The following is a 26,914-nucleotide window of genomic DNA, read 5'->3' as shown; positions in this document are numbered from 1 at the left end:
TCCTCGGGTTTCTAATGCATAATAAAAAGCCGGATGCCGCGAAGGAGCGGCGCGGAAGGACGGGCGGCGATGGCGCTGACACGGGATCTGTACGACGACGACCACGAGCAGTTCCGCGAGCTCGTGCGGGAGTTCGTCGAGCGCAACGCGAAGCCGCACGCGCAGCGGTGGGAGGCCGAGGGCAAGGTCGACCGCGAGCTGTTCACTGCGGCTGCCGAGGCCGGCATCCTCGGGTTCGCCATCGACGAGGCCTACGGCGGCGGCGGCGCCGACGACTTCCGCTTCAACGCGATCATGGGCGAAGAGCTGGCCCGCAACCCCGTCTCCAACGGCATGGCCGGGATCGCCCTGTCCAACGACATCACGATCCCCTACTTCACCGACCTCACCGACGACGAGCAGAAGCAGCGCTGGCTGCCCGGCATCGCGGCGGGCGAGCTCATCACCGCCATCGCGATGACCGAGCCGGGCACCGGCAGCGACCTCGCCGGCATCCGCACCTCGGCGGTGCGCGACGGCGACGACTTCGTCGTCAACGGCTCGAAGATCTTCATCTCCAACGGGCAGAACGCCGACCTCATCGCCACCGCCGTGCGCACCTCCCCCGACCCGCACAAGGGCCTCAGCCTGCTGGTGATCGAGCGCGACATGCCCGGCTTCAGCCGCGGCGCCAACCTCGACAAGGTGGGCCTGCACTCGCAGGACACCTCGGAGCTCGTCTTCGAAGACGTGCGCGTGCCGGCGGCGAACCTGCTCGGCCCCGAGGGCAGCGGCTTCATCGGGCTCATGAAGAACCTGCCGCAGGAGCGCCTGTCGATCGCCGCGGCCGCCGTCGCCGCCAGCGAGGGCGTGCTCGAGCGCACCCTGTCGTACGTCACCGAGCGCACCGCGTTCGGCAAGCCGATCGGCTCGTTCCAGAACACCCGCTTCCAGCTGGCCGACATGGTCACCGCCACCGCGGTCAGCCGCGCCTACATCGACGCCGCCATCCGCCAGCACGGCGAGGGACGGCTGTCGGCGACGGATGCCGCGGCGGCGAAGTTCTGGACCACCGAGCAGTACGTCGACATCGTGAACCGGTGCCTGCAGCTGCACGGCGGCTACGGCTACATGAAGGAGTACCGCATCGCGCAGGACTACCTCGATGCGCGCATCACCACCATCTACGGCGGCACGACGGAGATCATGAAGGAGATCGTCGGCCGCGATCTGGGCCTGTGACGGAGGAAGAACAATGACTGACGCATTCATCTACGACGCCGTGCGCACCCCGCGCGGCAAGAACAAGGGCGGCGCACTGCACGCCACCAAGCCCGTCGACCTCGTCGTCACGCTGATCGACGCGATCACCGAGCGCAACCCCGGGCTCGACGCCGCGAACGTCGACGACATCGTGCTCGGCGTGGTCTCCCCCGTCGGCGAGCAGGGCGGCGACATCGCCCGCACCGCCGCGCTGGTGGCGGGACTCCCCGAGACCGTGGCCGGCGTGCAGGTCAACCGGTTCTGCGCGTCGGGCCTGGAGGCGGTCAACCTCGCCGCCCAGAAGGTGGGCTCGGGCTTCGAAGACCTCGTGCTCGCCGGCGGCGTCGAGTCGATGTCGCGCGTGCCGATCGGCTCGGACGGCGGCGCCTACGCGCAAGACCCGACCACCGGCTATGACAACTACTTCGTGCCGCAGGGCATCGGCGCCGACCTCATCGCCACGATCGAGGGCTTCTCGCGCGAAGACGTCGACGCCTTCGCCGCCCGCTCGCAGGCGCGCGCCGAGACGGCGTGGCAGGAGGGCCGGTTCGCGCGGTCGATCGTGCCGGTGACCGACGTCAACGGCGTGGTCGTGCTCGACCACGACGAGCACCGTCGCCCCGAATCGACCGTCGCCTCGCTCGGCACCCTCCCGGCATCCTTCGCCGGTATCGGCGACCAGGCCGGGTTCGATGCCGTCGCACTGCAGAAGTACCACTGGGTCGAGAAGATCGACCACGTGCACGGCCCCGGCAACTCGTCGGGCATCGTCGACGGCGCCGCCCTCGTGCTGATCGGCTCGGCCGACGCCGGCGCGGCGGCGGGCCTCACCCCTCGGGCGCGGATCGTCGCCACCGCCGTCACCGGGTCGGAGCCGACGATCATGCTCACCGGCCCCACCCCCGCCACGCGCAAGGCGCTCGAACGGGCGGGCCTCACCGTCGACGACATCGACCTGTTCGAGCTGAACGAGGCCTTCGCCGCCGTCGTCATGAAGTGGCAGAAAGACCTCGGCATCCCCGACGACAAGGTCAACGTCAACGGCGGCGCCATCGCGATGGGCCACCCCCTGGGCGCCACCGGCGCCATGATCCTCGGCACCCTGCTCGACGAGCTCGAGCGCCGCGACCTGAAGCGGGGTCTGGCGACCCTGTGCGTCGGGGCGGGCATGGGCATCGCCACCATCATCGAGCGCGTCTGACGCGGACGGACAAGGAGAGCACGAGATGAGCAGCACCACCGACGCCCCCGCCTACACCGGCTACGCCTGGGATCAGGATGCCGACGGCATCGTGACCATCACCATGGACGACCCCGACAGCTCGGTCAACACCATGAACCCGCACTTCGTGCGCGCGCTCGAGGCCACCGTCGACCGCCTCGAGGCCGAGCGGGAGACGATCACCGGGGTCATCCTCGCCTCGGCGAAGAAGAGCTGGTTCGCCGGCGGCGACCTGAACCTGCTGCGGGCGGCCGACCCGGCCAAGGCCGCCGAGGAGACCGCCCACATCGACCACGTGAAGGCGCTGCTGCGCCGCCTCGAGAAGCTCGGCCGGCCGGTCGTGTCGACCCTCAACGGCACCGCCCTCGGCGGGGGCCTCGAAGTCGCCCTGGCCACCCACCACCGCATCGCCGCCTCCGACGCGCGCGGCGCGCAGTTCGGGCTGCCCGAGGTGTCGCTGGGGCTGCTTCCCGGCGGCGGCGGCGTCACCCGCACCGTGCGGATGCTGGGGCTGCAGAAGGCGCTGCAAGAGGTCATCCTGCCGGCGACCCGCTTCCGCGCCGACGACGCCCTGGCCGTCGGCATCATCGACGAGGTCGCCCCCGCCGCCGAACTCGACGCCCGCGCCCGCGCGTGGATCGCCGCCCACCCCGCCCCGGTGAAGCCGTGGGACGAGAAGGGCTTCCGCCTGCCGGGCGGTGCGCCCACCTCGCCCGGCGTCGCCGCGATGCTGCCCGCCCTGCCGGCGCTCCTGCGCAAGCAGGTGAAGGGCGCCCCGATGCCGGCGCCCCGCGCCGCGCTCGCGGCCGCTGTCGAGGGGGCCTACGTCGACCTCGACACGGCCTCGCTCATCGAGACCCGCTACCTCGTGAACCTCACGCACGGCCAGGTCGCCAAGAACATGATCAAGGCGTTCTTCTTCGACCTGCAGGCCATCAACTCCGGCACCTCGCGGCCGGACGGGTTCCCGCCGTTCCGGGCCACTAAGGTCGGCGTCATCGGCGCCGGCATGATGGGCGCGGCGATCGCCTACGTGTCGGCCAAGGCCGGCATCGACGTCGTGCTGAAAGACGTCTCGCTCGAGGCGGCCGAGAAGGGCAAGGACTACGCCCGCGGCCTCGAGCAGAAGGCCCTCGCGCGCGGCAAGACCACCGCCGACAAGAGCGAGGCCCTGCTGGCGAAGATCACCCCCACCGGCGAGGCCGCCGCCTTCGCCGGCGTCGACTTCGTCATCGAGGCCGTGTTCGAGTCGGTGCCGGTCAAGCAGGCCGTGTTCCAGGAGATCGAAGACGTCGTCGCCCCCGACGCCGTGCTCGGCTCGAACACCTCGACCCTGCCCATCACCGAGCTCTCGGAGGGGGTGAAGCGGCGCCCCGACTTCATCGGCATCCACTTCTTCTCCCCCGTCGACAAGATGCCGCTGGTCGAGATCGTGCGCGGCCGCAACACCAGCGACGAGGTGCTGGCCAAGACGTTCGACTACGTGCTGCAGATCCGCAAGACGCCCATCGTCGTCAACGACTCGCGCGGCTTCTTCACCTCGCGGGTGATCGGCACCTTCATCGCCGAGGCGGTCGCCGCCGTCGGCGAGGGCGTCGAACCGGTCTCGGTCGAGCAGGCCGCGCTCCAGGCCGGCTACCCCGCCGGCGCGCTGCAGCTGCTCGACGAGCTGACCATCTCGCTGTCGCAGAAGATCCGGCAGGAGACGCGGGCGGCCGTCGAGGCCGAGGGCGGCGTGTGGACCGAGCATCCGTCCGAGGCGGTCATGGACTGGATCGTCGACGTGGCGCAGCGCCCGGGCCGCAAGGCCGGCGGCGGCTTCTACGACTACGTCGACGGCAAGCGAACGGGCATCTGGCCCGGGCTCCGCGAGAAGTACGACTCGGGGCGCACCTCGATTCCACTGAAGGATCTGCAGGAGCGGATGCTGTTCGCCGAGGTCATCGACACCGTCGACTGCCTCGACAAGGGCGTACTCACCTCGGTCGCCGACGCCAACATCGGCTCGATCTACGGCATCGGCTTCCCCGCGTGGACCGGCGGCGTGCTGCAGTACGCCAACCAGTACGAGGGGGGCCTGCCCGGCTTCGTCGCCCGCGCCCGCGAGCTGGCCGCCACCTACGGCGAGCGCTTCACCCCGCCGGCATCGCTGGTCGCCAAGGCCGAGGCCGGTGAGACCTATGAGTGACCCCACCCCCTCCCCGCTCGCCGCACCCCCGGTCGTTGCCCCGGTCGCCGCACCCCCGGTCGTTGAGCGAGGAGCGCAGCGACGAGTCGAAACGCACCCCACCCCCTCCCCGCTCGCCGCACCCCCGGCCGCCGCACCCCCGCCCGCGGCCGCCGCACCCCCGGTCGTTGAGCGAGGAGCGCAGCGACGAGTCGAAACGCGCCTGCGCACCCGGTTCACCGAGGCGCTCGGCATCGAGCATCCGGTCGTGCAGGGCGGCATGATGTGGGTCGGGCGGGCAGAGCTGGCCGCGGCGGTGTCCGAGGCGGGGGGCCTCGGCATGATCACCGCGCTCACCCAGCCGACTCCCGCCGACCTCGTCGCCGAGATCGAGCGTGCGCGCACTCTCACCGACAAGCCGTTCGGGGTGAACCTGACGATCCTGCCGTCGATCACCCCGCCGCCCTACGACGAGTACCGGCGGGCCATCATCGACGCCGGCATCACGATCGTCGAGACCGCCGGCGCCAACCCCGAGCCGCACATGGAGCTGTTCCGCGAGCACGGCGTGCGGGTCATCCACAAGTGCACGTCGGTGCGTCACGCGCTCAAGGCGCAGGCGGTCGGGGTGACCGCGGTGTCGATCGACGGGTTCGAGTGCGCCGGGCACCCCGGAGAAGACGACGTTCCCGGGCTCGTGCTCATCCCGGCCGCCGCCGACGCGCTCGAGATCCCGTTCATCGCGTCGGGCGGCTTCGCCGACGGCAGGGGCCTGGCCGCCGCCCTCGCGCTCGGCGCCGACGGCGTGAACATGGGCTCGCGGTTCATGTGCACGGTCGAGTCCCCGATCGCCCAGGCGGTCAAGGAGCGCATCGTCGCGGCATCCGAACTCGACACCAACCTCATCTTCCGGTCGCTGCGCAACACCGCGCGCGTCGCGAAGAACTCGGTGTCGGACGAGGTCGTGCAGATCCTCCGCGACGGCGGGCAGTTCCCCGACGTGCAGCCGCTGGTCGCCGGGGCGCGGGGCCGCAAGGTGTTCGAGAACGGCGACGTCGAGGCCGGCATCTGGACCGTCGGCCAGGTGCAGGGCATCATCCGCGACATCCCCGCCGCCGGCGAGGTCGTGCGCCGCACCGTGGCCGAGGCCCACGAGATCCTCACCCGCCGCCTGGCCCAGTTCGCCTGAGCCCCACGGGGCGGGCTGCGGCGTCGCAGCTGCGACCGGGCCAGGTCGCATAACTCAGGCAGAATCGCCGCCCGAGCCCGCCATCGGCGCGTTCCGCGAGGTTCTGCCTGAGTTATGCGCCGGCGCCGACACCGCCCCGGGTGTCGCCGAACCCGCACGGGGCTGCGCGGCGAGGTGGAGGTGGCGGGCGGTGAGGAGCGGGCCAGGTCGCATAACTCAGGCAGATTCTCCGCCCGAGCCCGTCGTCGGGGCGTTTCACGAGGTTCTGCCTGAGTTATGCGCCGGATGCCCCGGCGAACAGGCGGGGGCTAGGGGCGGGCGAAGGTGCCGAAGCGCACCATGTCCTGCGCACCGCGCACGAGGTCGTCGAGCGACCGGGTGCGGGGGTTCCACCACTCCACGGCCCAGTTCATCGAGCCCAGCAGCAGCAGGCGGAAGACGTTGATGTCGAGGCCGTCGCGCAGCAGTCCGGCATCCTGCGCCGCCTGGAACAGGTCGCGCCAGAGGCGACTGTAGGCGCCCTCCTCGGCGGCGGGGCGCACGCGCAGATGCTCGGGAACCTGCCCGGCGTTGCGCACCGAGGCGGTCGTGTAGTCGGAGATCAACAGCTCGTAGCGCAGGTGGGCGTCGACGGCGGCGAGCAGTCGCTCCCCGGCATCCGCCTCGGGCAGCCCGCCGAGCACCTCTTCGACGTGGGCGCGCACGCGGTGGGCGCCGGCCCACATCACCTCTTCGACGAGGTCGTCGCGGGAGCCGAAGTAGTAGTAGATCGCGGGCGCCTGGATGCCGGCGACTTCGGCGACGTCGCTCAGCCGGGTGCCGGCGTAGCCCTTGCGGCTGAGCACCTGGGCGGCCGCATCGAGGATCCGCTCGCGCGTGCGCGCCGACTTCGGCGTCTGCACCTGTCCGCTCATGGCACCTCCCGCGCTCATTCTAACGGGGATTCGAAAATGCTTGCAGAACTCCCTGCGACAGACGTAAAGTGAACCACGGTTCACTTCTGGGACCGCTCAACGATGAGCGAGGAATCCGACATGACACTGATCGCCGACGACGGCACCGCCACGACGTTCGCCGCGCACGACCCGCGCGACGGCTCGGTCATCTCCGAACACCGACTCGAGGATGCCGCGGCGATCGCCCGCCGCGTCGCCGAGGCCCGCGATGCGGCCGCCTGGTGGGCGGCGCAGGGCTTCGACGGCCGCAAGCGCGTGCTGCGCGCGTGGAAGGGAGCGATCGCGCGCGGCGCGCAGGATCTCGCGGCGGTCATCTCGCGCGAGACCGGCAAGCCCGCCGGCGACGCCCTGCTCGAGGTGATGCTGACCCTCGGCCACCTCGACTGGGCGGCCGTGCACGCACCGAAGGTGCTGGGCCGACGCAAGGTGGCAGCCGGCCTCATGAACTACAACCAGCGCGCCACGCTGCGCTACGAGCCCTACGGCGTCGTCGGCGTGATCGGCCCGTGGAACTACCCGCTCTACACGCCGATGGGGTCGATCTCCTACGCCCTGGCGGCCGGCAACGCCGTCGTCTTCAAGCCGAGCGAGCTGACCCCCGGCACCGCCCGGTGGATCGAGGCGCGGTGGAACGAGGTGTGCCCGCAGCCGGTGCTGCAGGTGGCCACCGGCGATCGCGACACCGGCGCCGCGCTGGTGTCGGCGGGGGTCGACAAGGTGGCCTTCACCGGGTCGACGGCCAGCGCGAAGCGCGTGATGGCCGCCTGCGCGCAGACCCTCACCCCCCTCGTCGCCGAGTGCGGCGGCAAGGATGCGCTGATCGTGGCATCCGATGCCGACCTCGACGCGGCCGCCGATTTCGTCGTCTTCGGGGCGATGGGCAACGCGGGCCAGACGTGCGTCGGTGTGGAGCGCGTGTATGTCGAGCGCGGGGTGCGCGATGCGCTCGTGGCCAAGGTCGTCGAGCGCGCGCAGCGGCTGCGCACCGACGGCGAGGCGCTGTCGTACGGGCCGATGACGCTCGGCACGCAGTCCGACGTGGTGGCCGCGCACGTGTCGGATGCTCTCGCCCGCGGCGGCACGGCGGTGCTGGGCGGCGCCGGGTCGGTGCGAGGCCGCACGGTCGACCCGGTGGTGCTGTGCGACGTGCCCGAAGACGCAGACGCCGTGCGGTCGGAGACCTTCGGCCCGACCGTCGTCATCAACGCGGTCGACTCGCTCGACGAGGCCGTCGCGAAGGCGAACGCGACCGAGTACGGTCTCGGGGCCGCGGTGTTCACGGCATCCGCCCGCACCGGCGAGCGCCTGGCGGCGCAACTGAAGGCGGGGGTCGTGACCATCAACTCGGTGCTCGGATTCGCCGCGATCCCCGCGTTGCCGTTCGGCGGCGTGAAGGGTTCGGGGTTCGGGCGCATCCACGGGGCCGACGGCCTGCGGGAGTTCTCGACGCCGAAGTCGGTGGCCCGTCAGACGCGCAAGGCGGCACTGAACCTGCTCACGATGGAGCGCACCGACAAGGACATGCACCTGGTCGCCAAGCTCATCCCCCTGCTGCACGGCAAGGGGAAGTGAGCCCGCGGCCTGGCCTCACCGGTGGGTGAAGCCGGGCTGCCGCTTCTCGCGGAACGCGGCCATGCCCTCCTTCTGGTCGTCGGTGTCGAACAGCGCCGCGAACACGTGCTTCTCGAACCGCAGGCCCTCGGCGAGGGTGGTCTCGAGGGCGGCATCGAGCGCGGCCTTGGCGGCGAACACCGAGGGCAGCGACTTGGCGGCGATGGTCTCGGCCACGGTCGTGGCCTCGGCGAGAAGGTCGGCGGACGGCACGACGCGTGAGACCAGCCCGACGTGCTGGGCCTCGTCGGCGGTCAGCATCCGCCCGGTGAGCACCATGTCGGCAGCGGTATATGCGCCCACGGCCCGGATGAGCCGCTGCGTGCCGCCCATCCCCGGGATGATGCCGAGGTTGATCTCGGGCTGCCCGAAGCGTGCGGTGTCGCCGGCGATGATGATGTCGCACATCATCGCGAGCTCGCATCCGCCGCCCAGCGCGTAGCCCGAGACCGCGGCGATGACGGGTGTGCGCACGGCGGCGAAGCGCGCCCAGGCCCCGAAGTGATCGTCCATGATCATCTCGCGGCCGGACTTCTGCTCCATCTCCTTGATGTCGGCACCGGCGGCGAACGCCTTCTCGCTGCCCGTGACGACGATGGCGCCGATGCCCTCATCGGCATCGAACGCCTCGGATGCCGCGACGACGTCGCGCATCACCTGCGAGTTGAGCGCGTTCAGCGCCTCGGGACGGTTCAGGGTGATCCAGCCGACGCGTCCGCGCGTCTCGACCAGGATCGTCTCGTAAGCGGTCATGTGCTCATGCTGTCACGCCAGGTGGCGGGTGGGTGGGCGTGCGGCTTGCGGAACGCGGGACGTGGTCATCTGGCAGGTCCCGCAAGGTGCGGGCACCCACGCCGAACAGCGCATCTTGCGGGACGGGCATCCGTGCGGCGTCCCGGTAACGGCGGGCGGCGGGCGGCAGACCCGCAGGTTTCGGGACATGCGTTCCGGGCGGGTCCCGCAAACGGCGGATGCCGGCTCCCTCACCCGCGGGATGCGGGACCTGGATCCAGGGCTAGTGCCGAAAACGGCAGATGCCGCTCCCCCACCCGCGGGATGCGGGACCTGGATCCAGGGCTAGTCCCACAAACGGCGAGCTCAAGCTCCCCCAGCCGCGGAATGCGGGACCCAGCTCGAGGGCGGGTCCCGCAAACGGCGGATGCCGGCTCCCCACCCGCGGAATGCGCGACCTGGCTCGAGGGCAGGTCCCGCTAACGGCGGGTGGCAGGCGGGGCACCCGCCGACTTCGGGACATGCGACCCGGCTGGGTCCCGCAAACGGCGGATGCCGGCTCCCTCCCCCGCGAGATGCGGGACCTGGTTCCAGGGCGGGTCCCGCAAACAGCGGGTTCCAGCTCCCCCACCCGCGAGATGCGGGACCTGGTTCCAGGACGGGTCCCGCAAACAGCGGGTTCCAGCTCCCCCAGCCGCGGGATGCGGGACCTGGATCCAGGGCGGGTCCCACGAACGACGGGTTCCGGCTCCCCCAGCCGCGGAATGCGGGACCCGACTCGAGGGCATGTCCCGCAAACGGCGGATGCCGCACGCCCGCTCCCCGACCCGAGCCTGAGCCTCAACGGCCCGAGCCCCAACCCCAGCCAGAGCCCCAACCCCGACCCCAACCCCGCGCCCCCGATCTACACGCCCAGCGCCGCACCCATCAGCGCGACCAGCCGGTCGGCGGCGTCGGCGTCGCGCACGGGGAGGAGGGGAGCCTGGTCGGCGACGATGTTGAGGCCGGCGTGCACGAGCACGGCGGCCTCCTTGCCGCGCAGCTGCGGGCGGGCCGACTGCAGCAGGGCGGTCCAGTCGGCGACGTGGGCGCGCTGCAGGGCGCGCAGCCGACGCTGGTCTTCGGCGGGCAGGTTGCCGAGTTCGGCGAAGTACACGCGGGTGAGGGCGAGGTGCGCGAAGGTGTGCTGCACGTAGACGCGGCACAGCTCGCGCACGGCATCCGCGGGCGAGGCGGCGTGCTCGCGCGCGCCGAGCACGGCCCGTTCGAGCGAGACCGCGGCCCGCTCGCAGGCGGCCAGCAGCAGCGCCGACTTGTTCTCGAAGTGGCGGTAGACCCCCGACGGGGTGAGGTCGACGGCGGTGGCGAGGTCTTCGATCGTCACGTCGTTGTAGCCGCGGGCGGCGAACAGGCGCACCGCCGAGTCGATCAGCCGCTCGCGCCGCGAGTCGTCTTCCCGTTCCGGCCCAGATGCCGTCACCTCGGCGCCGCTGGCGGCCACCGGCACCGGCAGTTCGAGCACGCGCCAGGCGGCCTCGGCCAGGAGCGTGCGCAGGGTGCGGGCGGCCACGACGGTGTGGTGGGCGGTGATCGAGGCGACGACCGACAGCGCCGCCAGCGCCAGCCACCGCTGCTCGACGTCGTCGAGCTCGGGGCGCAGCACGGCCAGCCGCTCCGAGAACCGCTCGCGCAGCAGCACGAACTCACCGGTCAGCACGGCGCGGTCGGGCGCCTCGAGGTAGCGGCCCTCCCAGCGGTAGATGCCGCCGGTGGCGCGCAGTTCGACGGTCGTGTCGATGACGGCGTCCAGCAGCTCGTCGAGCACCGCGCGCGGGTCGGCGTCGGCGGGGGCGGATGCCGGCGGCTCGGTCGCCTCGACCAGGCGGTGCGCGAGGCCGAAGGCGGTGCGCACGAACAGCTGGTACTTGTTCGGGAAGTGGCGGTACAGGGCGGGGGCCGAGATGCCGACGGCGGCGGCGATGTCCTGCATGCCGACGGCGTGGTAGCCGCGCTCGGCGAAGGCGACGGCGGCGGCCTCCTCGATGCGGCGCTTGCGGTCGCGCGGACGGGCGCGGGGAACCGGGGCGGCGGGCGGCTCCGCTGCCGCCTCCGCCGCTGCGAGGGCGGATCCGCCTGCCGAAGTCATGCGGAACAGCCTAGACCCCGCCGCCGCCCACCGACCGGGAGCGGCGGTTCACATCCGGCATCCGGGATTCTGTGAATCGCCGTTAACAAACTGCGTGACAACACGGCATCCCGGTGGCATACTCGACCCATGCCCCGGGCGCCGCAGAGTGGCGGCGATCCCCCCGACGACGACGTAGGAGAGGGACCTCCGATGACCGATCACACCGCGTATGCGATCCCCACCGCCGCGCGCCGCAACCACTGGATGAACCAGGTGGCCACGCACGCGGCGAACAAGCCCGACGCCCCGGCGCTGCGCTTTCTGGGCGCCGAGACGAGCTGGGCGCAGGCACGCGACACCATGGACGCCTTCGCCGCCGCGCTCGCCCGTCGCGGCGTCGGCTTCGGCGACCGCGTGCTGCTGCTCACCCTCAACCGCCCCGAGGTCGTGCTGTCGGTGTTCGGCATCAACCGGCTCGGCGCGATCGCCGTGCCCATCAACATCCGCCTCACCCCTCCCGAGATCGCCTACATCGTCGACGACGCGGATGCCGACGTGCTGATCGTCGAGGGTCCGCTCGCGCCCCTCGTGGGCGCCGTGGCGCAGGTGACCGACCGCGTGAAGAAGGTGATCGTCATCGGCGAGGCCGGCGACGGCCAGGAGGCGTGGGCAGACCTCGTCGCCGAAGACACCGCCGGCTTCGAGGCCCCCGACGTGCCCGAAGACACCACGGCGCTCATCATGTACACCTCGGGCACCACCGGTCGACCCAAGGGCGCGATGCTCGACCACCTCAACCTGTATGCGCAGTCGATCACGTGTCTGCGAGCCAACAACGTCAACGACGAGAGCGACATCGCCTTCATGACGGCGCCGCTGTTCCACATCGCCGGGCTCGGCTCGATCGCCCCGAACTTCATCATCGGCATCCCGACGGTCATCCACCCGCTCGGCGCCTTCAACCCGGGCGAGCTGCTCGACGCGTGGGAGCGCGAGAAGGCCACGATCGTGTTCAACGTGCCGCAGCAGTGGCAGGTGATCTGCGCCGACCCGACCCTGCCCGACCGCGACCTGCACCTGCGCATCATCAGCTGGGGCGCCGCCCCGGCATCCGACACCCTGCTGCACGCGATGGCCGACCGCTTCCCGCACGCGACGAACGTGGCGGTGTTCGGCCAGACCGAGCTCTCGCCCATCACCTGCGTGCTGCGCGGCGAGGACTCGCTGCGCAAGCTCGGATCGGTGGGGCGTCCGATCCCCACCATCCAGTACCGCGTGGTCGACGAGGACATGAACGACGTCGCCCCGGGCGAGGTGGGTGAGATCGTCTACCGCGGGCCCAACCTGATGAAGGGCTACTGGCGCAAGCCGGAGGAGACCGCCGCCGCGTTCGAGGGCGGCTGGTTCCACTCCGGCGACCTCGTCAAGCAAGACGAGGAGGGCTTCGTGTGGGTGGTCGACCGCAAGAAGGACATGATCATCTCCGGCGGCGAGAACGTGTACTGCGCCGAGGTGGAGAACGTGCTCGCCGCGCACCCGAAGATCCTCGAGGCCGCCGTGTACGGCCGCGCCGACGAGCGCTGGGGCGAGGTGCCGGTGGCCGCGGTGGCCCTGCACCCCGCGCAGGAGCTGTCGATCGACGAGCTGCAGGACTGGCTCTCCGACAAGCTCGCCCGCTTCAAGCAGCCCAAGCACCTCGTCGTCGTGCCGGCCCTGCCGCGCAACGCCGCCGGCAAGGTCAACAAGGTGGCCCTGCGCACGGCCGACCGCGAGCCGGCGACGGCGTGATCTCGTGACCGTCGCCGTGGCCGCGCTCGTGAGGGAGCGCGGCGGACCCGTCGCGCTCTCGCAGGTGACCGTGCGAGACCCCGGAGCCGGAGAGCTGCTCGTGCGCATCATGGCCTCGGGCGTGTGCGCGACCGACCTGTTCGGCATCGCCGGCGGGGCGGGCGACCGCTTCCCCGCCGTGTTCGGTCACGAGGGCGCCGGCATCGTCGAGGCCGTCGGCGAGGGGGTGAGCGCGCTGGCGGTGGGAGACCGGGTGGTGCTCAGCTTCGACTCGTGCGGCGCGTGCGCGTCGTGCCGCGCCGGGCATCCGGCCTACTGCGACCGTTTCGCCGACCTGAACTACGCGCCGCGATCGGATGCCGATGTCGACGGCGAGCGGGCCACGACGGGCTGGATGTCGCAGTCGTCGTGGTCGACCCATGTGGTGGCGCGCGCATCGAATGCGGTGCGCATCGACGACGACGTGCCGTGGGAGGTCGCCGCGACCCTGGGGTGCGGCATCCTCACCGGCGTCGGCACGGTGCTGAACGTCTTGCGTCCCGCGCCGGGCGACGCTCTGCTGGTGATCGGCGCCGGGACGACCGGCCTCGCCGCCGTCATGGCCGCCCGCCACCGCGGGGTCGGCCGGATCGTCGTGGTCGACCCGCTCGAGGAGCGGCGACGCCTGGCGCAGGAGCTCGGGGCCGACCAGGCCCTCGAGCCGGGCGAGGTGCTGGCGCAGCCCGTCTCGCACGTGCTCGACACGGTGGGCACGCAGTCGGCGCTCGACCTCGCCCTGGCCGCGCTCGCCCCGCGCGGGGTGTGCGCGACGGTGGCGCTGCGCGCCGGCGCCAACCCGCTGACGCTGTCGCAGTCGCAGCTGCTGTGGGGCCGCACGCTCACGGGCGTGATCGAGGGGGATGCCGACATCCACCGTGATATCCCGATGCTCGCCGCCCTGTGGCGGGCGGGCCGCCTGCCGGTGCACCGGCTCGTCACCGGCTATGCGTTCGACGACATCGACGCCGCCGTCGACGATGCGCGGGCCGGGCGCGTGGTGAAGGCGGTCGCCCGCATCGGCGACGCGGGCACCGCGGGCACCATCGCCACCGCGGGCACCGCGGGCACCGCGGGCACCGCGGCCGCCGCCGCGACCGCCCCAGCACCGGCGCTCGTCCCGATCACCGAGATCGCCGACGCCGACCTCGCCCACGTGTGGCGCTCGCTGCCGCCGGTGCGACCCGACGAGCTGATCGGCCTGTGGCGGGGCACGGGGCTGAGCCTCACCCACCCGATCCAGCGTCAGCTCGAACGCAGCGGCTGGTTCGGCAAGCTGTTCCGCACGCTCGACGACGTCGCCCCGATCGTGTGCACGGATGCCGACGGCGACCTCGTCGCCGACGTGCGCCTGGCCGGCGGCGGGGCCACGGTGCGCACCGTGCGCCACGACGGTGTCGACACGGCGGCGATGCTCTACGACACCCGCCCCGTCATCGACCTGTTCACCCGGCTGGGCCCCGACACGATCCTCGGGGTCATGACCGGCCCGGGCACCGAGGTCGACGGGCGGCGCTACCACTTCGTCCTCGAGCGCGTCGACGATCGGCCGGTGCGCGTGGCGGGCGACTGAGCGGGCGTCGCCGTCCGTTCACCGACGGTCCACCCGGGGTCCACCCCGCGTCGGTAGGCAAGAAGCACCCCTTGCCCGATCGACCTGAGGACTCCCATGCCTTCGCCAGTCCGACGTCGTGCGGTCGCTGCGGCCATCACGGCCGCACTCGCCTGCACGCTCGCCCTGACACCGCTCACCGCCGCGGCCGCCGCCCCGGCGACGCCCGCGCCCGTCGTGCACTCCGCCGCCGACGCGGCCCTGACCCTGACCCCGCTCGGCACGCACGCCACGAGCGTGTTCGGCGCCTCCGCCGCCGAGATCGTCGCCGCCCACGGCGACCGCCTCTTCGTCGTCAACGCGCAGGCGGGCTCGATCACGGTGCTCGACTACCGCGACCCCGCATCGCCGGTCGAGCTGTTCGAGATCGCCGCCGACGGCGTCGCGAACTCCGTCGCCGTCCGCGCCGACGGCCTCGGCGTGATCGCGCTCGAGTCGCCCACCAAGACCGACCCCGGCGCGCTGGTGTTCTTCGACGCGGATGCCGCGGAGGCCCGCATCCTCGGATCTGTCACCGTCGGGGCCCTCCCCGACATGGTCACGATCTCGTCCGACGGCGCCTACGCCGTCGTCGCCAATGAAGGCGAGCCCGCCGACGACTTCTCCACCGACCCGGAGGGCTCGGTCGGCGTCGTGGCCCTCCCCACCGGCAAGACCGCCCCGGCGCAGGAGGCCGTGCGCCTGGCCGGCTTCGCCGCGTTCGAGGGCGAGAACCTCCCCGGCGGCGTGCGCGTCTTCGGCCCCGACGTGGCCGCGCCCGATCAGGGCGACACCCCGCTCGCGGCGAACCGGGTCAGCCGCAACCTCGAGCCCGAGTACATCGCCGTCGACGGCGGCACCGCCTACGCGGCCGTGCAGGAGGCCAACGCGATCGCGGTCGTCGACCTCGCCTCGGCCACCGTCACCGACCTGTTCCCGCTCGGGTTCAAGGACCACGGCCTGCCCGGCAACGGTCTCGACGCGAGCGACCGCGACAACGCGATCGACATCGCCGCCTACCCGGGCCTGAAGGGCATCTACATGCCCGACGGCATGAGCTCGTACCAGGCCGGCGGCACCACCTATCTCGTCACCGCGAACGAGGGTGACGCCCGCGAGTGGGGCGACTACATCGACGAAGCCCGCGTGAAGGACCTGGGCAAGAAGCAGCAGAAGCCGATCTGCACCACCAGCCCCCTCGCCGCGCTCACCGCCGACGCCGACCTCGGCCGCCTCAAGATCGCCACCGACCTCGGCATCGCCGACGGCGCCGACTGCTACAGCGAGCTGTACGCCTACGGCGCCCGGTCGTTCTCGATCTGGACCACCGACGGCGAGCAGGTGTTCGATTCGGGCGACCAGTTCGAGCAGATCACCGCGGCGGCCATCCCCGACCACTTCGACTCGGGCCACGACGAGACCGGCTTCGACACCCGCAGCGCCGCGAAGGGCCCCGAGCCCGAGAACGTCGCCGTGGGCACCGTCGGCGGCCGCACCTACGCCTTCGTCGGCCTCGAGCGCGTCGGCGGCATCATGGTCTACGACATCACCGACCCCGCGGCATCCCGGTTCGTCACGTACGTGAACAACCGCGACTTCTCCGCCGGCGAAGAGCCCAGCGCCGCCTCGCTCGACCTCGGCGCCGAGGGTGTCACCTTCATCCCCGCCGAGCGCTCCGCGACCGGCGAGCCGCTCCTGGCCGTGGCCAACGAGGTCTCGGGCACCACCACGCTGTTCGCGATCGACGGCGCCCCCGCCGAGCCGCAGACCACCGACATCCAGGTGCTCACGATCAACGACTTCCACGGTCGCATCGAGCAGAACCTCGCCAACGGCGAGGCGGGTGCCGCCGTGCTCGCCGGAGCCGTCGACGACTTCGAGAAGACGAACCCGAACACCCTGCTCGTCTCGGCCGGCGACAACATCGGCGCCTCGACGTTCACGTCGTTCATCCAGCAGGACACCCCCACGATCGCGGCGCTGAAGGCGGCGGGACTGGATGTCGGCGCGGTGGGCAACCACGAGTTCGACGCCGGCTTCGCCGACCTGACCGACCGCGTGACGCCGGGCCTGGGCGGCAGCCACCTCTCCCTCGGCGCCAACGTCTACCTGAAGGGCACGAAGACGCCCGCGCTCGACGAGTACCGCGTCGAGACGGTCGACGGCGTGCGCATCGCGTTCATCGGCACCGTCACCCAGCAGACCGCCGCCATGGTCACCCCCACGGGCATCGCCGGCATCGAGTTCGGCGACCAGCTCGAGGCGGTCGACCGCGTCGCGGCGAAGATCACCGACGGCGACCTCGCCGACGTGATCGTGCTGCTCACCCACGAGGGCCCCGCCACCGGCTCCTGCGACGCCGTCGCCGGCGACACCACTGTGTTCGGCGACCTGATCCGCGGCGCCTCGGCAGAGGTGGATGCCATCGTCACCGGGCACACGCACCAGTCGTTCGCCTGCGAGGTCGCCGGTCCCGCCGGCCCCCGCCCGGTGATCCAGGCCCACCAGTACGGCACGACGCTGGGCAAGCTCGACATCTCGGTCGACACCGCCTCGAAGGAGCTCGTCTCCGTCACCCCGTCGCTGGTGCCGCTGGTCGCCGACGGCAAGGCGGCCTTCCCCGCCGACCCCGCCGTGGCGCAGATCGTCGCGGATGCCGTGGCCGTCGCCGAGACCGAGGGCAAGGTGGAGGTGGGTCGCATCAGCGACAGCATCACCCGCGGCGGCACCGCCGGCTCCGACCGCGGCGTCGAGTCGACGCTCGGCAACACCGTGGCCGACCTGTACCTGTGGGCCACGTCGAACGACGACTACGCGGGCACCCCGGCGCAGATCGGTCTGATGAACCCGGGAGGCCTGCGCGCCGACCTGGTGAAGACGGGCGACGGCACCGTGACGGTGCGCGACGTGGCCAACGTGCAGCCGTTCGCGAACACGCTCGTGACGGTCACCCTCACGGGGGCGCAGCTGAAGGCGGTGCTCGAGGAGCAGTGGCAGCCCGACGGCTCGTCGCGCCCGAAGCTGCACCTGGGCGTCTCGGCGGGCTTCGCCTACACGTACGACCCGGCCGCCCCGCGCGGGCAGCGCATCGTGTCGATGAGCCTCGACGGTGCGCCGATCACGGCGGCGGATGCGGTCACCGTGGTGACCAACTCGTTCCTCGCCGCGGGCGGCGACAACTTCGTCACCTTCGCGCAGGGCACCGACCGCACCGACACCGGCCAGGTCGACCTGCAGGCCACCGTCGCCTACTTCGCCTCGCGTGACGTGGTCGCGCCGGCGCCGCTCGGCCGCGCCGCCCTCGCCTCGGGCGAGAACCCCGGCGGCGAGAACCCGGGTGGCGAGAACCCGGGCGGCGAGAACCCGGGCGAGAACCCGGGCGGCGAGCTGCCGGGCACGGGCGGCCCGACGGCCGCCGAGCTGGGCGCCGCGCTCGAGAAGGCCGTGATCGAGTTCGGCTCCGGCCGGGTCGAGCAGGGCGGGTCGTTCGAGGTCGAGATCGCGGGGCTCCTGCCCGGTCAGCAGATCTCGGCGACGCTGTTCAGCGACCCGATCGTCATCACCGGCATCCCGGCGGCGAACGCCAACGGTCAGGTCTCGTTCACGGTCGCGATCCCGGCGAGCCTGCCCACCGGCGCGCACCGCCTGGTGCTCGTCTCGGGCGACGGCGAAGTGACCCTCGGGGTCATTGTGCTCGCCGGCGGCACGCTGGCCGCGACCGGCGGCACGTTCCCGATCGGGTTCGTCTCGGTGCTCGCGGCGGGCCTGCTCGCTGCGGGCCTGGTGATGGTGCTGCGCCGCCGCGCGACCGCCTGATCCGCAACGGAACGGCCCCGGGTGCATCCGCATCCGGGGCCGTTCCCGTTTCTGTGCGCCGGGGCCGGGGCCGGGGCGGGGTCCACCCCGTCACGCGCGGCGTGCGGGTGTGCGTGCGGGTGCGCGCACGACACCGATGTCGGAGGTCGTCACCGGAATCGGATGCTGTGGGCGAAAGCATCCGATGTGCGCACCGATCTCCGACTTCGGCGCCCCTCCGGCCCGCGCGGGTGGGGCTCAGCCGGCGGCTTCCTCCGGACGCTCGGCCAGGCGGATCGCCTCGGTGTCGGGGGCGTAGCCGTCGATGTGCCGCTCGTCGGGGCCGTTGTAGGCCGAGAGCGGACGGATGAGCGCGTTGGCGCCCTGCTGCTCGATGATGTGCGCGGTCCAGCCCGTGATGCGGGCCGCGACGAACAGCGGGGTGAAGGTGAGGGTGTCGAAGCCCATCAGGTTGTAGGCCGGCCCCGACGGATAGTCGAGGTTCGGGTAGATGCCCTTGCGCTCGACGAACTCGCGCTCCAACTCGGCATAGAGCGCAGCCACGTCGGGCCGTTCGTAGAAGTCGACCAGCGAGTCGAGGGCGACCTTCATCGTGGGGACCCGCGAGTCGCCGCGCTTGTAGACGCGGTGGCCGAAGCCCATGATCTTGCGCTTCTCGGCGAGCGCGCGATCCAGCCACGGGCCGACGTTGTCGGCATCCCCGATCTCGTCGAAGATGTGCAGCACCGCCTCGTTCGCGCCGCCGTGCAGGGGGCCCTTGAGCGCCCCGATGGCGCCGACGACGGCCGAGTACAGGTCGCTGAGGGTCGAGGTGATCACGCGCGCGGTGAACGTCGAGGCGTTGAACGAGTGCTCGGCGTAGAGGATCATCGACCGGTTGAACGCGTCGACGACGACCGGGTCGGGCTCTTCGCCGAAGGTCATCCACAGGAAGTTCTCCGCGTAGGTGAGCTCTTCGCGGGGCTCGATCGGCTCGAGACCGTGGCGGCGACGCTGCCCGTAGGCGACGATGGCCGGCAGCGCGGCGAACAGGTGCAGGCTGCGGGCGATGTTCTCCTCGGGGGTGCCGACCGCGGTCAGCACGTCTTGCCCGGCGGTCTCGATCGCGCCGATCACGCTCACCGCGGTGCGCAGCTCGTCCATCGGATGCGCCTCGAGGGGCAGCTGGTCGATCGCCGCCTTCACCTCGGGCGCGAGCGCCCGGTAGCGGCGGCCGTCGGCGCGCTGCGCGGCCAGCTGCTCGTCGGTGGGCAGTTCGCCGTGCCACAGCAGGTAGGCGACGGCGTCGAACGGCTGGGTGGCCGCGAGCTCCTGCACCGGGTAGCCCCGGTAGAGCAGCGAGTTGGTCTCGGGGTTGACCTTGCTGATCGCGGTGACATCGGCCACCACGCCCGCGAGGCCCTTCTTGATGTCCTGGTCGGTCATGATGTGTGGCTCCTTCGCCTCTGCCGGTGGGTCAGCGGTCGATCGTGAAATCGAAGACGCTGGTGTCGAATCGGTTGTAGCCCTCGTAGTCGATGAGGTCGTAGAGGTCTGCGCGGTGCTGCATCTGGTCGAGCAGCCCGGTGAGGTGCCCGTCTTCGGTCAGCGTATCCAGCCCGCGGCCCGCCGCGCCCATCGCGATGCGCAGCAGCGACACCGGCCAGATCACGATCTGCACGCCCGCGCTGCGCAGCTGGTCGACGGTGAACAGCTCGCTCTTGCCGAACTCGGTCATGTTGGCCAAGATCGGCACGTCCAGCGCGGATGCCATCGCCTCGAACTCGCCGAGATCGCGCATGGCCTCGGGGAAGACGGCATCCGCCCCGGCGTCGACGAGTGCCTTCGCACGGTCGATGGCCGCGTCCAGTCCCGCCACGGCACGGATGTCGGTGCGGGCCATGACCAGGAAGTTCGGGTCGCGACGCCCGTCGACGGCCGCCCGGATGCGCTTGACGGCGGTGTCGGCATCCACGACCGCCTTGCCGTCGAGGTGACCGCAGCGCTTCGGGTTGACCTGGTCTTCGATGTGGGCCCCGGCGATGCCGGCATCCTCGAGGGTCTGGATCGTGCGGGCGACGTTCATCGGCTCGCCGAAGCCGGTGTCGGCGTCGATGATCGCGGGCAGCTCGGTCATGCGGGCGATCTGCTGCCCGCGCCCGGCGACCTCGGTGAGGGTCGTCAGGCCGATGTCGGGCAGCCCGAGGTCGGCGGCGAGCACGGCCCCCGAGATGTAGACGCCGTCGAAGCCCTTCTGCTCGATGAGCCGCGCCGACAGCGGGTTGAACGCGCCGGGAAAGCGCACGAGCTCGCCGGCGGCGAGCCGCTCGCGCAGCGCGCGGCGCTTCTCGGCCGCAGTGGTGGTGGCGTACAGCATGTCAGCACCCTCCCCCGGCCCGGCCCCCGCGCCGGTCGTTGAGCGAGCGCAGCGAGTCGAAACGCCCCCTCGCACCCCCCGCCCCCCGGTCGTTGAGCGAGCGCAGCGAGTCGAAACGCCCCATCAGAACAGCCCCCTCGGCGACGGCGCCGCGGCCAGCACGCCGGCCTTCGCGACGATGTTGAGCTCGCGCACCTCGGCGGGCGTGAGCTCGGGCAGCCGCTCGGCGAGCGCCAGGAACCGGTCGATCTCGGCGGGCTCGAGCACGGGCTCGGCGAGCAGGCGGAACTTCGCGACGTAGTCGGCGCGGGCGAACGGGCGCGCACCGAGCGGGTGGGCGTCGGCGACGGCGATCTCGTCGACGATGGTGGTGCCGTCCTGCAGGGTGATCTCCACGCGCCCGCCGAACGCCTTCTCATCGGGGTCGTCGGAGTGGTAGCGGCGCGTCCACTCGGCATCCTCGGCGGTCGTCACCTTGTGCCACAGCGCCACCGTGTCGGGCCGGCCGGCGCGCTCGGGGGTGTACGAGTCGACGTGGTGCCAGCCGCCGTCCTGCAGGGCGACGGTGAAGATGTAGGGGATCGAGTGGTCGAGCGTCTCGCGGGATGCCGTCGGGTCGTACTTCTGCGGGTCGCCCGCTCCCGAGCCGATCACGAAGTGGGTGTGGTGGCTGGTGTGCAGCACGATCGACGCGACCTGGGCCGGGTCGAACGCCGCCTCGTGGTGGAGCTTGCGGGCCAGGTCGATCCACGCCTGCGCCTGGTACTCGGCGGAGTGCTCCTTCGTGTACGAGTCGAGGATGCCGCGCTTGGGCTCGCCGGCGGCGGGAAGGGGCACCTCGTAGGCGGCATCCTTGCCGTCCAGCATCCAGGCGATCACACCGTCTTCGCCCTCGTAGATCGGCGACGGGCTCGTCTCGCCGCGCATCGCCCGGTCGACGGCTTCGACGGCCATCTTCCCGGCGAAGGCGGGGGCGTGCGCCTTCCACGTCGAGATCTCGCCCTTGCGCGACTGGCGCGTGGCGGTGGTGGTGTGCAGCGCCTGGCCGACGGCCTGGTAGACGGTGTCGACGTCGAGGCCGAGCAGCGTGCCGATGCCGGCCGCCGCCGAGGGTCCGAGGTGGGCGACGTGGTCGATCTTGTGCTTGTGCAGGCAGATGGCGCGCACGAGGTCGATCTGGATCTCGTAGCCGGTGGCCAGGCCCCGCACGAGGGCGGCGCCGTCGGCGCCGGTGTGCTGGGCCACGGCGAGGATCGGGGGGATGTTGTCGCCCGGATGCGAGTACTCGGCGGCCAGGAACGTGTCGTGGTAGTCGAGCTCGCGCACCGCCACGCCGTTGGCCCACGCCGCCCACTCAGGGCTCGAGTGCGTGTCGCCGGGCACGCCGAAGACCGTGGCGCCGGCGCCGCCGCGCGAGACCGGGTGGTCGAGCGCCTGCGCGCGGGCCGCCGAGACGGGCGCGCGGGTGAGGGATGCCGCGGCGACGGCCGCGTTGTCGATGACGCGGTTGATGATCATGTCGACGACGTCGGGCTCGACGGGCACCGGGTCGACGGCGACCTCGGCGATCTTGTAGGCGAGCTGGGCGGTGCGCGGCAGCGGCTCTTCGCTGCGGTACACGCGGACGGGGTGGATGACGGTCATCGTGACTCCAGGGACTCGAGGATGCTGGTCAGGGCGTTGTGCAGGTGGACGTGGGTCGCATGGGCGGCGAGGTCGGTGTCGCCGGCGGCGATCGCGGCGGCGATCACGCGGTGCTCGGCGACGGACGCCGCCAGGCGGGCGGGGTTGTCGCGGGCGAGGCGGCGCACCCGCACGAGGTGGGTGCGCACCGTGCGCAGCGCGGCGGTGAGGTAGCCGTTGGCGACGGCCGCGTCGAGGGCGGCGTCGAACCGGGCGATCAGCGCGTAGTAGGCGTCGGCGTCGCCGGCGGGCTCGGCGCCGGTCGCCCCGGCGGGCTCGGCGTCGGCGAACTCGTCGGCGAGCCCGGCGAACACGGCCCGGTCGGCCGTGGCGGCGGCCAGGCGCGCGGCGCTCTCCTCGAGCGCGCGGCGCACCTGGAACAGCGAGCGGATGTCGTCGGCGTCGATCGCGGTGACGACGGTGACCCGCGGCGAGGCCTGGGCGACGAGGCCGTCGGCGGCGAGGCGACCGAGCGCTTCGCGCAGCGGGGTGCGGCTGACCCCGAGGCGAGTGGACTGCTCGACCTCGCCGAGCACGGCGCCCGGGGCGAGCGCGCCCGACTGGATCTCGTCGAGCAGGGCGCGGTACGCGCGATCACTGGCCCGCATGCACACCTCCCCGTCGTGGCTTCGCGCCCCAGTGTATACACAAACCCGCGACATCGGGGTCGAGCCCGGGTTTCGCCGCATCGCCGTATACAAACGTGCCGCAGCCCGCGTGCCTCCCGCGGTCGCGCGTCGGCCGCCCTCGCCCAGACGGGTCAGGCGGCGGGGGTGAAGCGGCGCACCTCTTGGGTGCGGGCGACGAGGTCGCGCAGCGCCTCGAGCGAGCCCGACACGAAGCCGGCGGCGCGTCCCTGCACGAGGATGTTGCCGAGCGCGGTCGCCTCGACGGGGCCGGCGAGCACCGGCATCCCCGAGCGGTCGGCGACCCGCTGGCACAGCAGCGCGTTGAGCGCCCCGCCCCCGACGATGTGGATCGTGCGCACGTCGACTCCGCCCAGTCGCGCGGCCGTGCGCACCGTGTCGGCGAAGGCTGCGGCCAGCGACTCGATGATCGTGCGGGCGTATTCGGCCCGGCTCTGCGGGGCGCGCAGGTCGCGTTCGGCGCACCAGGCGTCGATGCGGGCGGGCATGTCGCCGGGCGGCAGGAACCGCGGGTCGTCGATGTCGACGACAGGCACGGATGCCGCGGGCACCGCCGCGGCGGCCTCCAGCAGCGTCGGCAGGTCGATGCGCTCGCCCGCCCGCTCCCAGCCGCGCACGGTCTCGGTCAGCACCCACAGCCCCATCACGTTGCGCAGCAACCGCACCCGCCGGTCGACGCCGCCCTCGTTGGTGAAGTTGGCGTGCAGCGCGTCGGGGGTGAGCACGAGGTGCTCGACCTCGACGCCGACGAGCCCCCACGTGCCGCAGGAGATGTAGGCGGCGGCATCCGGCTGCATCGGCACGGCGACGACGGCGGATGCCGTGTCGTGCGACCCGACGGCCGTCACGCCCAGGTCGGCGCGGGCCCCGAGCGCAGCGGCGACCTCGGGCCGCAGCGCCCCGAGGGCCTCGCCCGGCGCGATGAGGTCGGGCAGGAGCGCGCGCGGGATGCCGAGGGCGGCGACGAGTTCGTCGTCCCAGCGCGCATCGAGCACCCGCAGCAGCCCGGTGGTGGAGGCGTTGGTCTGCTCGGCGCGGGTCTGGCCGGTGAGCCAGGAGCCGAGCAGGTCGGGGATGAGCAGCATCCGGTCGGCCAGACCCCGCACCGCGGGGTCTTCGGCGGCGAGCTGGTACAGCGTGTTGAACGGCAGGAACTGCAGCCCGTTGCGCTCGAACAGCTCGGCGTGCGGCATGCGGGCGTGCACCGCGTCGACACCGCGGGCGGTGCGCTCGTCGCGGTAGTGGAACGGGTTGCCGAGCAGGCGCCCGCCGCGCATGAGGCCGTAGTCGACGGCCCACGAGTCGATGCCGATGCTCGCCAGGTCGGGGTGGGCGCGCACCGCCGTGCGCAGTCCCGCCAGCGCCGCCGCGTACAGCGACAGCACGTCCCAGTGGAGGCCGTCGCCGGCGGGCACCGGGTCGTTGGCGAACCGGGCGACCTGCTCCATCTCGAGCGTGTCGCGACCGATGCGCCCGACGATCACGCGCCCGCTGGTCGCCCCGAGGTCGACCGCCGCGACCGCTCCGGCACTCACGGCCGACCATCCGTCGGATCGGTGGGGCTGGTGTCGTCTCGCGAGGCGACGGCGGCCACATCCGCACCACCGTTCCGACGGATGGTCACGCCCACCGCCGCCGCACCCGCGGTCATCGCAGGAACGCCGCCGCGACGCCCGAGTCCACCGGGATGTGCAGGCCCGTCGTGCGGCTGAGCTCGGGCCCGGTGAGCACGTACACGGCGTCGGCGACGTTCTCGGGGACGACCTCACGCTTGAGGATCGTGCGGTTCGCGTAGAACTGGCCGAGGTCCTCCTCGGCGACACCGTAGGTGGCGGCGCGGTTGGCGCCCCAGCCCGACGCGAAGATGCCGGAGCCGCGCACGACACCGTCGGGGTTGATGCCGTTCACGCGCACGCCGTGCTCGCCCAGCTCGACAGCCAGCAGGCGCACCTGGTGGGCCTGGTCGGCCTTGGTCGCCGAGTAGGCGATGTTGTTGGGGCCGGCGAAGACGGAGTTCTTCGACGAGATGTAGATGACGTCGCCGCCCATGCCCTGCGCGATGAGCGCCTTCGCGGCGGCCTTCGCGACGAGGAACGAACCCTTCGCCATGACGTCGTGCTGCAGGTCCCAGTCCTTCTCGGTGGTCTCCAGCAGGGGCTTGCTCAGCGACAGTCCGGCGTTGTTGACGACGAGGTCGATGCCGCCGAAGGCGAGCACGGTCGCGTCGATCGCGGCCTGCACGCCGTCGGCGTCGGCCACATCGGCGGCCACGCCGATGGCGACGTCGGTGCCTCCGAGTTCGGCGGCCGCCGCCTGGGCCTTGGCGAGGTCGAGATCGGCGATCACGACGCACGCCCCCTCGGCGGCGAGCCGAGTGGCGATGGCCTTGCCGATGCCGGATGCCGCGCCGGTGACGAACGCGATGCGTCCCTGGTGGGTCTTCGGCTTCGGCATCCGCTGCAGCTTGGCCTCTTCGAGCGCCCAGTACTCGATGCGGAACTTCTCGGCATCCGAGATCGGCGCGTACGTCGACAGCGCCTCGGCGCCGCGCATCACGTTGATCGCGTTGACGTAGAACTCGCCCGCCACGCGCGCCGTCTGCTTGTTGGCGCCGTAGCTGAACATGCCCACGCCCGGCACGAGCACGATGAGCGGATCGGCGCCGCGGATCGCGGGGCTGTCGGCGCTGGCGTGGGCGTCGTAGTAGGCCTGGTAGTCGGCACGGTAGTCCTGGTGCAGCTCGCGCAGGCGGGCGATCTGCTCGTCGACCGACGCGGATGCCGGGAGGTCGAGGATCAGCGGCTTGACCTTGGTGCGCAGGAAGTGGTCGGGGCAGCTCGTGCCCAGCGCGGCCAGGGCCGGCGCCTTCTCGGATGCCAGGAAGTCCAGCACCACGGCGCCGTCGGTGTAGTGCCCGACCATCGGCTTGTCGGTGGAGGCGAGGCCGCGGATGGTGGGGGCCAGGGCGGCGGCGCGGGCGCGGCGCTCGGCCTCGGGCAGCGCCTCGAATCCGGCACGCACGCCGCCGAACGGAGCGGGGGCGCCGTGCTCGGCGATGTAGGCGGCGGCGGTGTCGATGATCCACAGCGAGTTGGCCTCGGCCTCGTCGCTGGTGTCGCCCCACGCGGTGATGCCGTGGCCACCGAGGATCGTGCCGATCGCCTGCGGGTTCTGCGCCTTGATCTCGGCGATGTCCAGGCCCAGCTGGAACCCGGGCCGGCGCCACGGCACCCAGACGACCTTGTCGCCGAAGATCGTCGCGGTCAGCTGCGGGCCGTCGGCGGCGGTGGCGATGGCGATGCCCGAGTCGGGATGCAGGTGGTCGACGTGCGCGGCATCCACGAGTCCGTGCATCGCGGTGTCGATCGAGGGGGCAGCGCCTCCCTTGCCGTGCAGGCAGTAGTCGAACGCGGCGACCATCTCGTCTTCGCGGTCGAGGCCGGGGTAGACGTTCACGAGGGCGCGCATGCGGTCGAGGCGCAGCACCGCGAGGCCATCGGCGGTGAGGGTGCCGAGGTCGCCGCCCGAGCCCTTCACCCACAGCAGCTCGACGGGGTCGCCGGTGACCGGGTCGGTCTGGGTGCCCTTGGCCGAGGTGTTGCCGCCGGCGTAGTTCGTGTTCTTGGGGTCGGCGCCCAGGCGGTTGCTGCGGGCGATGAGGTCGGCGGCGGTCGGGGTGGTCATGGCGTCTCGTCTCTGGTCGTCGGGGTCGGGTGGTCGAGTGTCCAGAACACGCGGCTGGCGCGCGGG

17 protein-coding genes are annotated in these 26,914 nt (G+C 72.1%); 8 read left to right on the top strand and 9 right to left on the bottom strand.

The window, feature by feature from the left end:
- Positions 1-69 precede the first annotated feature (69 nt).
- The 4 genes from N3K63_RS05510 (at position 70) to N3K63_RS05495 (ending at position 5,820) form a co-directional block, all read left to right on the top strand.
- On the top strand, positions 70-1,221 hold the full coding sequence (locus N3K63_RS05510; protein WP_261578983.1) for an acyl-CoA dehydrogenase family protein: 1,152 nt from the start codon (positions 70-72) through the stop codon (positions 1,219-1,221).
- A gap of 13 nt (positions 1,222-1,234) precedes the next feature.
- Positions 1,235-2,443, top strand: a complete 1,209-nt coding sequence (locus N3K63_RS05505) for an acetyl-CoA C-acetyltransferase (RefSeq protein ID WP_261578982.1) — start codon at positions 1,235-1,237, stop codon at positions 2,441-2,443.
- Between the two features lie 25 nt (positions 2,444-2,468).
- On the top strand, positions 2,469-4,652 hold the full coding sequence (locus N3K63_RS05500) for a 3-hydroxyacyl-CoA dehydrogenase NAD-binding domain-containing protein (protein WP_261578981.1): 2,184 nt from the start codon (positions 2,469-2,471) through the stop codon (positions 4,650-4,652).
- Positions 4,653-4,854: 202 nt separating this feature from the next.
- Entirely contained in the window at positions 4,855-5,820 is a 966-nt protein-coding gene (locus N3K63_RS05495; protein WP_261579204.1) for an NAD(P)H-dependent flavin oxidoreductase, read from the top strand.
- Between the two features lie 308 nt (positions 5,821-6,128).
- On the opposite strand, the gene N3K63_RS05490 is transcribed toward N3K63_RS05495, so the two are convergent.
- A complete protein-coding gene (locus N3K63_RS05490) occupies positions 6,129-6,734 on the bottom strand; it encodes a TetR/AcrR family transcriptional regulator (RefSeq protein WP_261578980.1) in 606 nt (201 codons plus the stop codon).
- Positions 6,735-6,854: 120 nt separating this feature from the next.
- On the opposite strand from N3K63_RS05490, the gene N3K63_RS05485 reads away from it, so the two are divergent.
- Entirely contained in the window at positions 6,855-8,348 is a 1,494-nt protein-coding gene (locus tag N3K63_RS05485; RefSeq protein WP_261578979.1) for an aldehyde dehydrogenase family protein, read from the top strand.
- Between the two features lie 15 nt (positions 8,349-8,363).
- Here the strand turns inward: N3K63_RS05485 and N3K63_RS05480 are convergent, their stop codons facing one another.
- Positions 8,364-9,140, bottom strand: coding sequence for an enoyl-CoA hydratase (locus N3K63_RS05480; RefSeq protein WP_261578978.1), 777 nt, complete (start codon positions 9,138-9,140; stop codon positions 8,364-8,366).
- An 883-nt stretch (positions 9,141-10,023) separates the two neighbouring features.
- Positions 10,024-11,265: a TetR/AcrR family transcriptional regulator gene (locus N3K63_RS05475; RefSeq protein ID WP_261578977.1), complete on the bottom strand. Its 1,242-nt coding sequence runs from the start codon at positions 11,263-11,265 to the stop codon at positions 10,024-10,026.
- 192 nt (positions 11,266-11,457) lie between these two features.
- Between N3K63_RS05475 and fadD5 the strand changes: the two genes are divergently transcribed.
- The 3 genes from fadD5 (at position 11,458) to N3K63_RS05460 (ending at position 18,478) form a co-directional block, all read left to right on the top strand.
- On the top strand, positions 11,458-13,035 hold the full coding sequence (gene fadD5 / locus N3K63_RS05470) for a fatty-acid--CoA ligase FadD5 (protein ID WP_261578976.1): 1,578 nt from the start codon (positions 11,458-11,460) through the stop codon (positions 13,033-13,035).
- Between the two features lie 4 nt (positions 13,036-13,039).
- The gene (locus N3K63_RS05465; RefSeq protein WP_261578975.1) at positions 13,040-14,644 is read left to right on the top strand and encodes an alcohol dehydrogenase catalytic domain-containing protein; all 1,605 of its coding nucleotides are present in this window, start codon (positions 13,040-13,042) and stop codon (positions 14,642-14,644) included.
- 96 nt (positions 14,645-14,740) lie between these two features.
- Entirely contained in the window at positions 14,741-18,478 is a 3,738-nt protein-coding gene (locus N3K63_RS05460) for a choice-of-anchor I family protein (RefSeq protein WP_261578974.1), read from the top strand.
- A 237-nt stretch (positions 18,479-18,715) separates the two neighbouring features.
- Here N3K63_RS05460 and N3K63_RS05455 read toward each other — a convergent pair whose 3' ends face one another.
- The 6 genes from N3K63_RS05455 to N3K63_RS05430 all read right to left on the bottom strand — a co-directional run bounded on the left by N3K63_RS05455 (position 18,716) and on the right by N3K63_RS05430 (position 26,848).
- Complete coding sequence (locus N3K63_RS05455) at positions 18,716-19,903, bottom strand: bifunctional 2-methylcitrate synthase/citrate synthase (RefSeq protein WP_261578973.1); 1,188 nt, start codon at positions 19,901-19,903, stop codon at positions 18,716-18,718.
- 31 nt (positions 19,904-19,934) lie between these two features.
- A complete protein-coding gene (gene prpB, locus N3K63_RS05450; RefSeq protein WP_261578972.1) occupies positions 19,935-20,834 on the bottom strand; it encodes a methylisocitrate lyase in 900 nt (299 codons plus the stop codon).
- 123 nt (positions 20,835-20,957) lie between these two features.
- Entirely contained in the window at positions 20,958-22,478 is a 1,521-nt protein-coding gene (locus N3K63_RS05445) for an MmgE/PrpD family protein (RefSeq protein WP_261578971.1), read from the bottom strand.
- The gene (locus N3K63_RS05440) at positions 22,475-23,125 is read right to left on the bottom strand and encodes a GntR family transcriptional regulator (RefSeq protein WP_261578970.1); all 651 of its coding nucleotides are present in this window, start codon (positions 23,123-23,125) and stop codon (positions 22,475-22,477) included. Before N3K63_RS05440 ends, N3K63_RS05445 begins: the two co-directional genes overlap by 4 nt.
- Before the next feature lie 152 nt (positions 23,126-23,277).
- A complete protein-coding gene (locus N3K63_RS05435; RefSeq protein ID WP_261578969.1) occupies positions 23,278-24,699 on the bottom strand; it encodes a rhamnulokinase in 1,422 nt (473 codons plus the stop codon).
- Positions 24,700-24,811: 112 nt separating this feature from the next.
- Positions 24,812-26,848 carry a bifunctional aldolase/short-chain dehydrogenase gene (locus tag N3K63_RS05430; RefSeq protein WP_261578968.1) on the bottom strand — a complete coding sequence of 679 codons (2,037 nt, stop codon included), beginning with the start codon at positions 26,846-26,848 and terminating at the stop codon, positions 24,812-24,814.
- Positions 26,849-26,914 lie beyond the last annotated feature (66 nt).

The sequence above is a fragment of the Microbacterium festucae genome (assembly GCF_025421715.1).
GTDB classification, from domain to species: domain Bacteria; phylum Actinomycetota; class Actinomycetes; order Actinomycetales; family Microbacteriaceae; genus Microbacterium; species Microbacterium festucae.
The sequence above is the reverse complement of the archived record's forward strand: the minus strand, read 5'-3'. Positions and strand labels throughout refer to the sequence as shown.

Bases quoted from the DNA above. Each gene is read 5' to 3' on its own strand.
- fadD5 (WP_261578976.1), top strand. From the start codon at position 11,458: ATGACCGATCACACCGCGTATGCGATCCCCACCGCCGCGCGCCGCAAC.
- N3K63_RS05480 (WP_261578978.1), bottom strand. From the start codon at position 9,140: ATGACCGCTTACGAGACGATCCTGGTCGAGACGCGCGGACGCGTCGGC.
- N3K63_RS05500 (WP_261578981.1), top strand. From the start codon at position 2,469: ATGAGCAGCACCACCGACGCCCCCGCCTACACCGGCTACGCCTGGGAT.
- N3K63_RS05455 (WP_261578973.1), bottom strand. From the start codon at position 19,903: ATGACCGACCAGGACATCAAGAAGGGCCTCGCGGGCGTGGTGGCCGAT.
- N3K63_RS05460 (WP_261578974.1), top strand. From the start codon at position 14,741: ATGCCTTCGCCAGTCCGACGTCGTGCGGTCGCTGCGGCCATCACGGCC.
- prpB (WP_261578972.1), bottom strand. From the start codon at position 20,834: ATGCTGTACGCCACCACCACTGCGGCCGAGAAGCGCCGCGCGCTGCGC.
- N3K63_RS05510 (WP_261578983.1), top strand. From the start codon at position 70: ATGGCGCTGACACGGGATCTGTACGACGACGACCACGAGCAGTTCCGC.
- N3K63_RS05445 (WP_261578971.1), bottom strand. From the start codon at position 22,478: ATGACCGTCATCCACCCCGTCCGCGTGTACCGCAGCGAAGAGCCGCTG.
- N3K63_RS05430 (WP_261578968.1), bottom strand. From the start codon at position 26,848: ATGACCACCCCGACCGCCGCCGACCTCATCGCCCGCAGCAACCGCCTG.
- N3K63_RS05485 (WP_261578979.1), top strand. From the start codon at position 6,855: ATGACACTGATCGCCGACGACGGCACCGCCACGACGTTCGCCGCGCAC.
- N3K63_RS05490 (WP_261578980.1), bottom strand. From the start codon at position 6,734: ATGAGCGGACAGGTGCAGACGCCGAAGTCGGCGCGCACGCGCGAGCGG.
- N3K63_RS05475 (WP_261578977.1), bottom strand. From the start codon at position 11,265: ATGACTTCGGCAGGCGGATCCGCCCTCGCAGCGGCGGAGGCGGCAGCG.
- N3K63_RS05440 (WP_261578970.1), bottom strand. From the start codon at position 23,125: ATGCGGGCCAGTGATCGCGCGTACCGCGCCCTGCTCGACGAGATCCAG.
- N3K63_RS05505 (WP_261578982.1), top strand. From the start codon at position 1,235: ATGACTGACGCATTCATCTACGACGCCGTGCGCACCCCGCGCGGCAAG.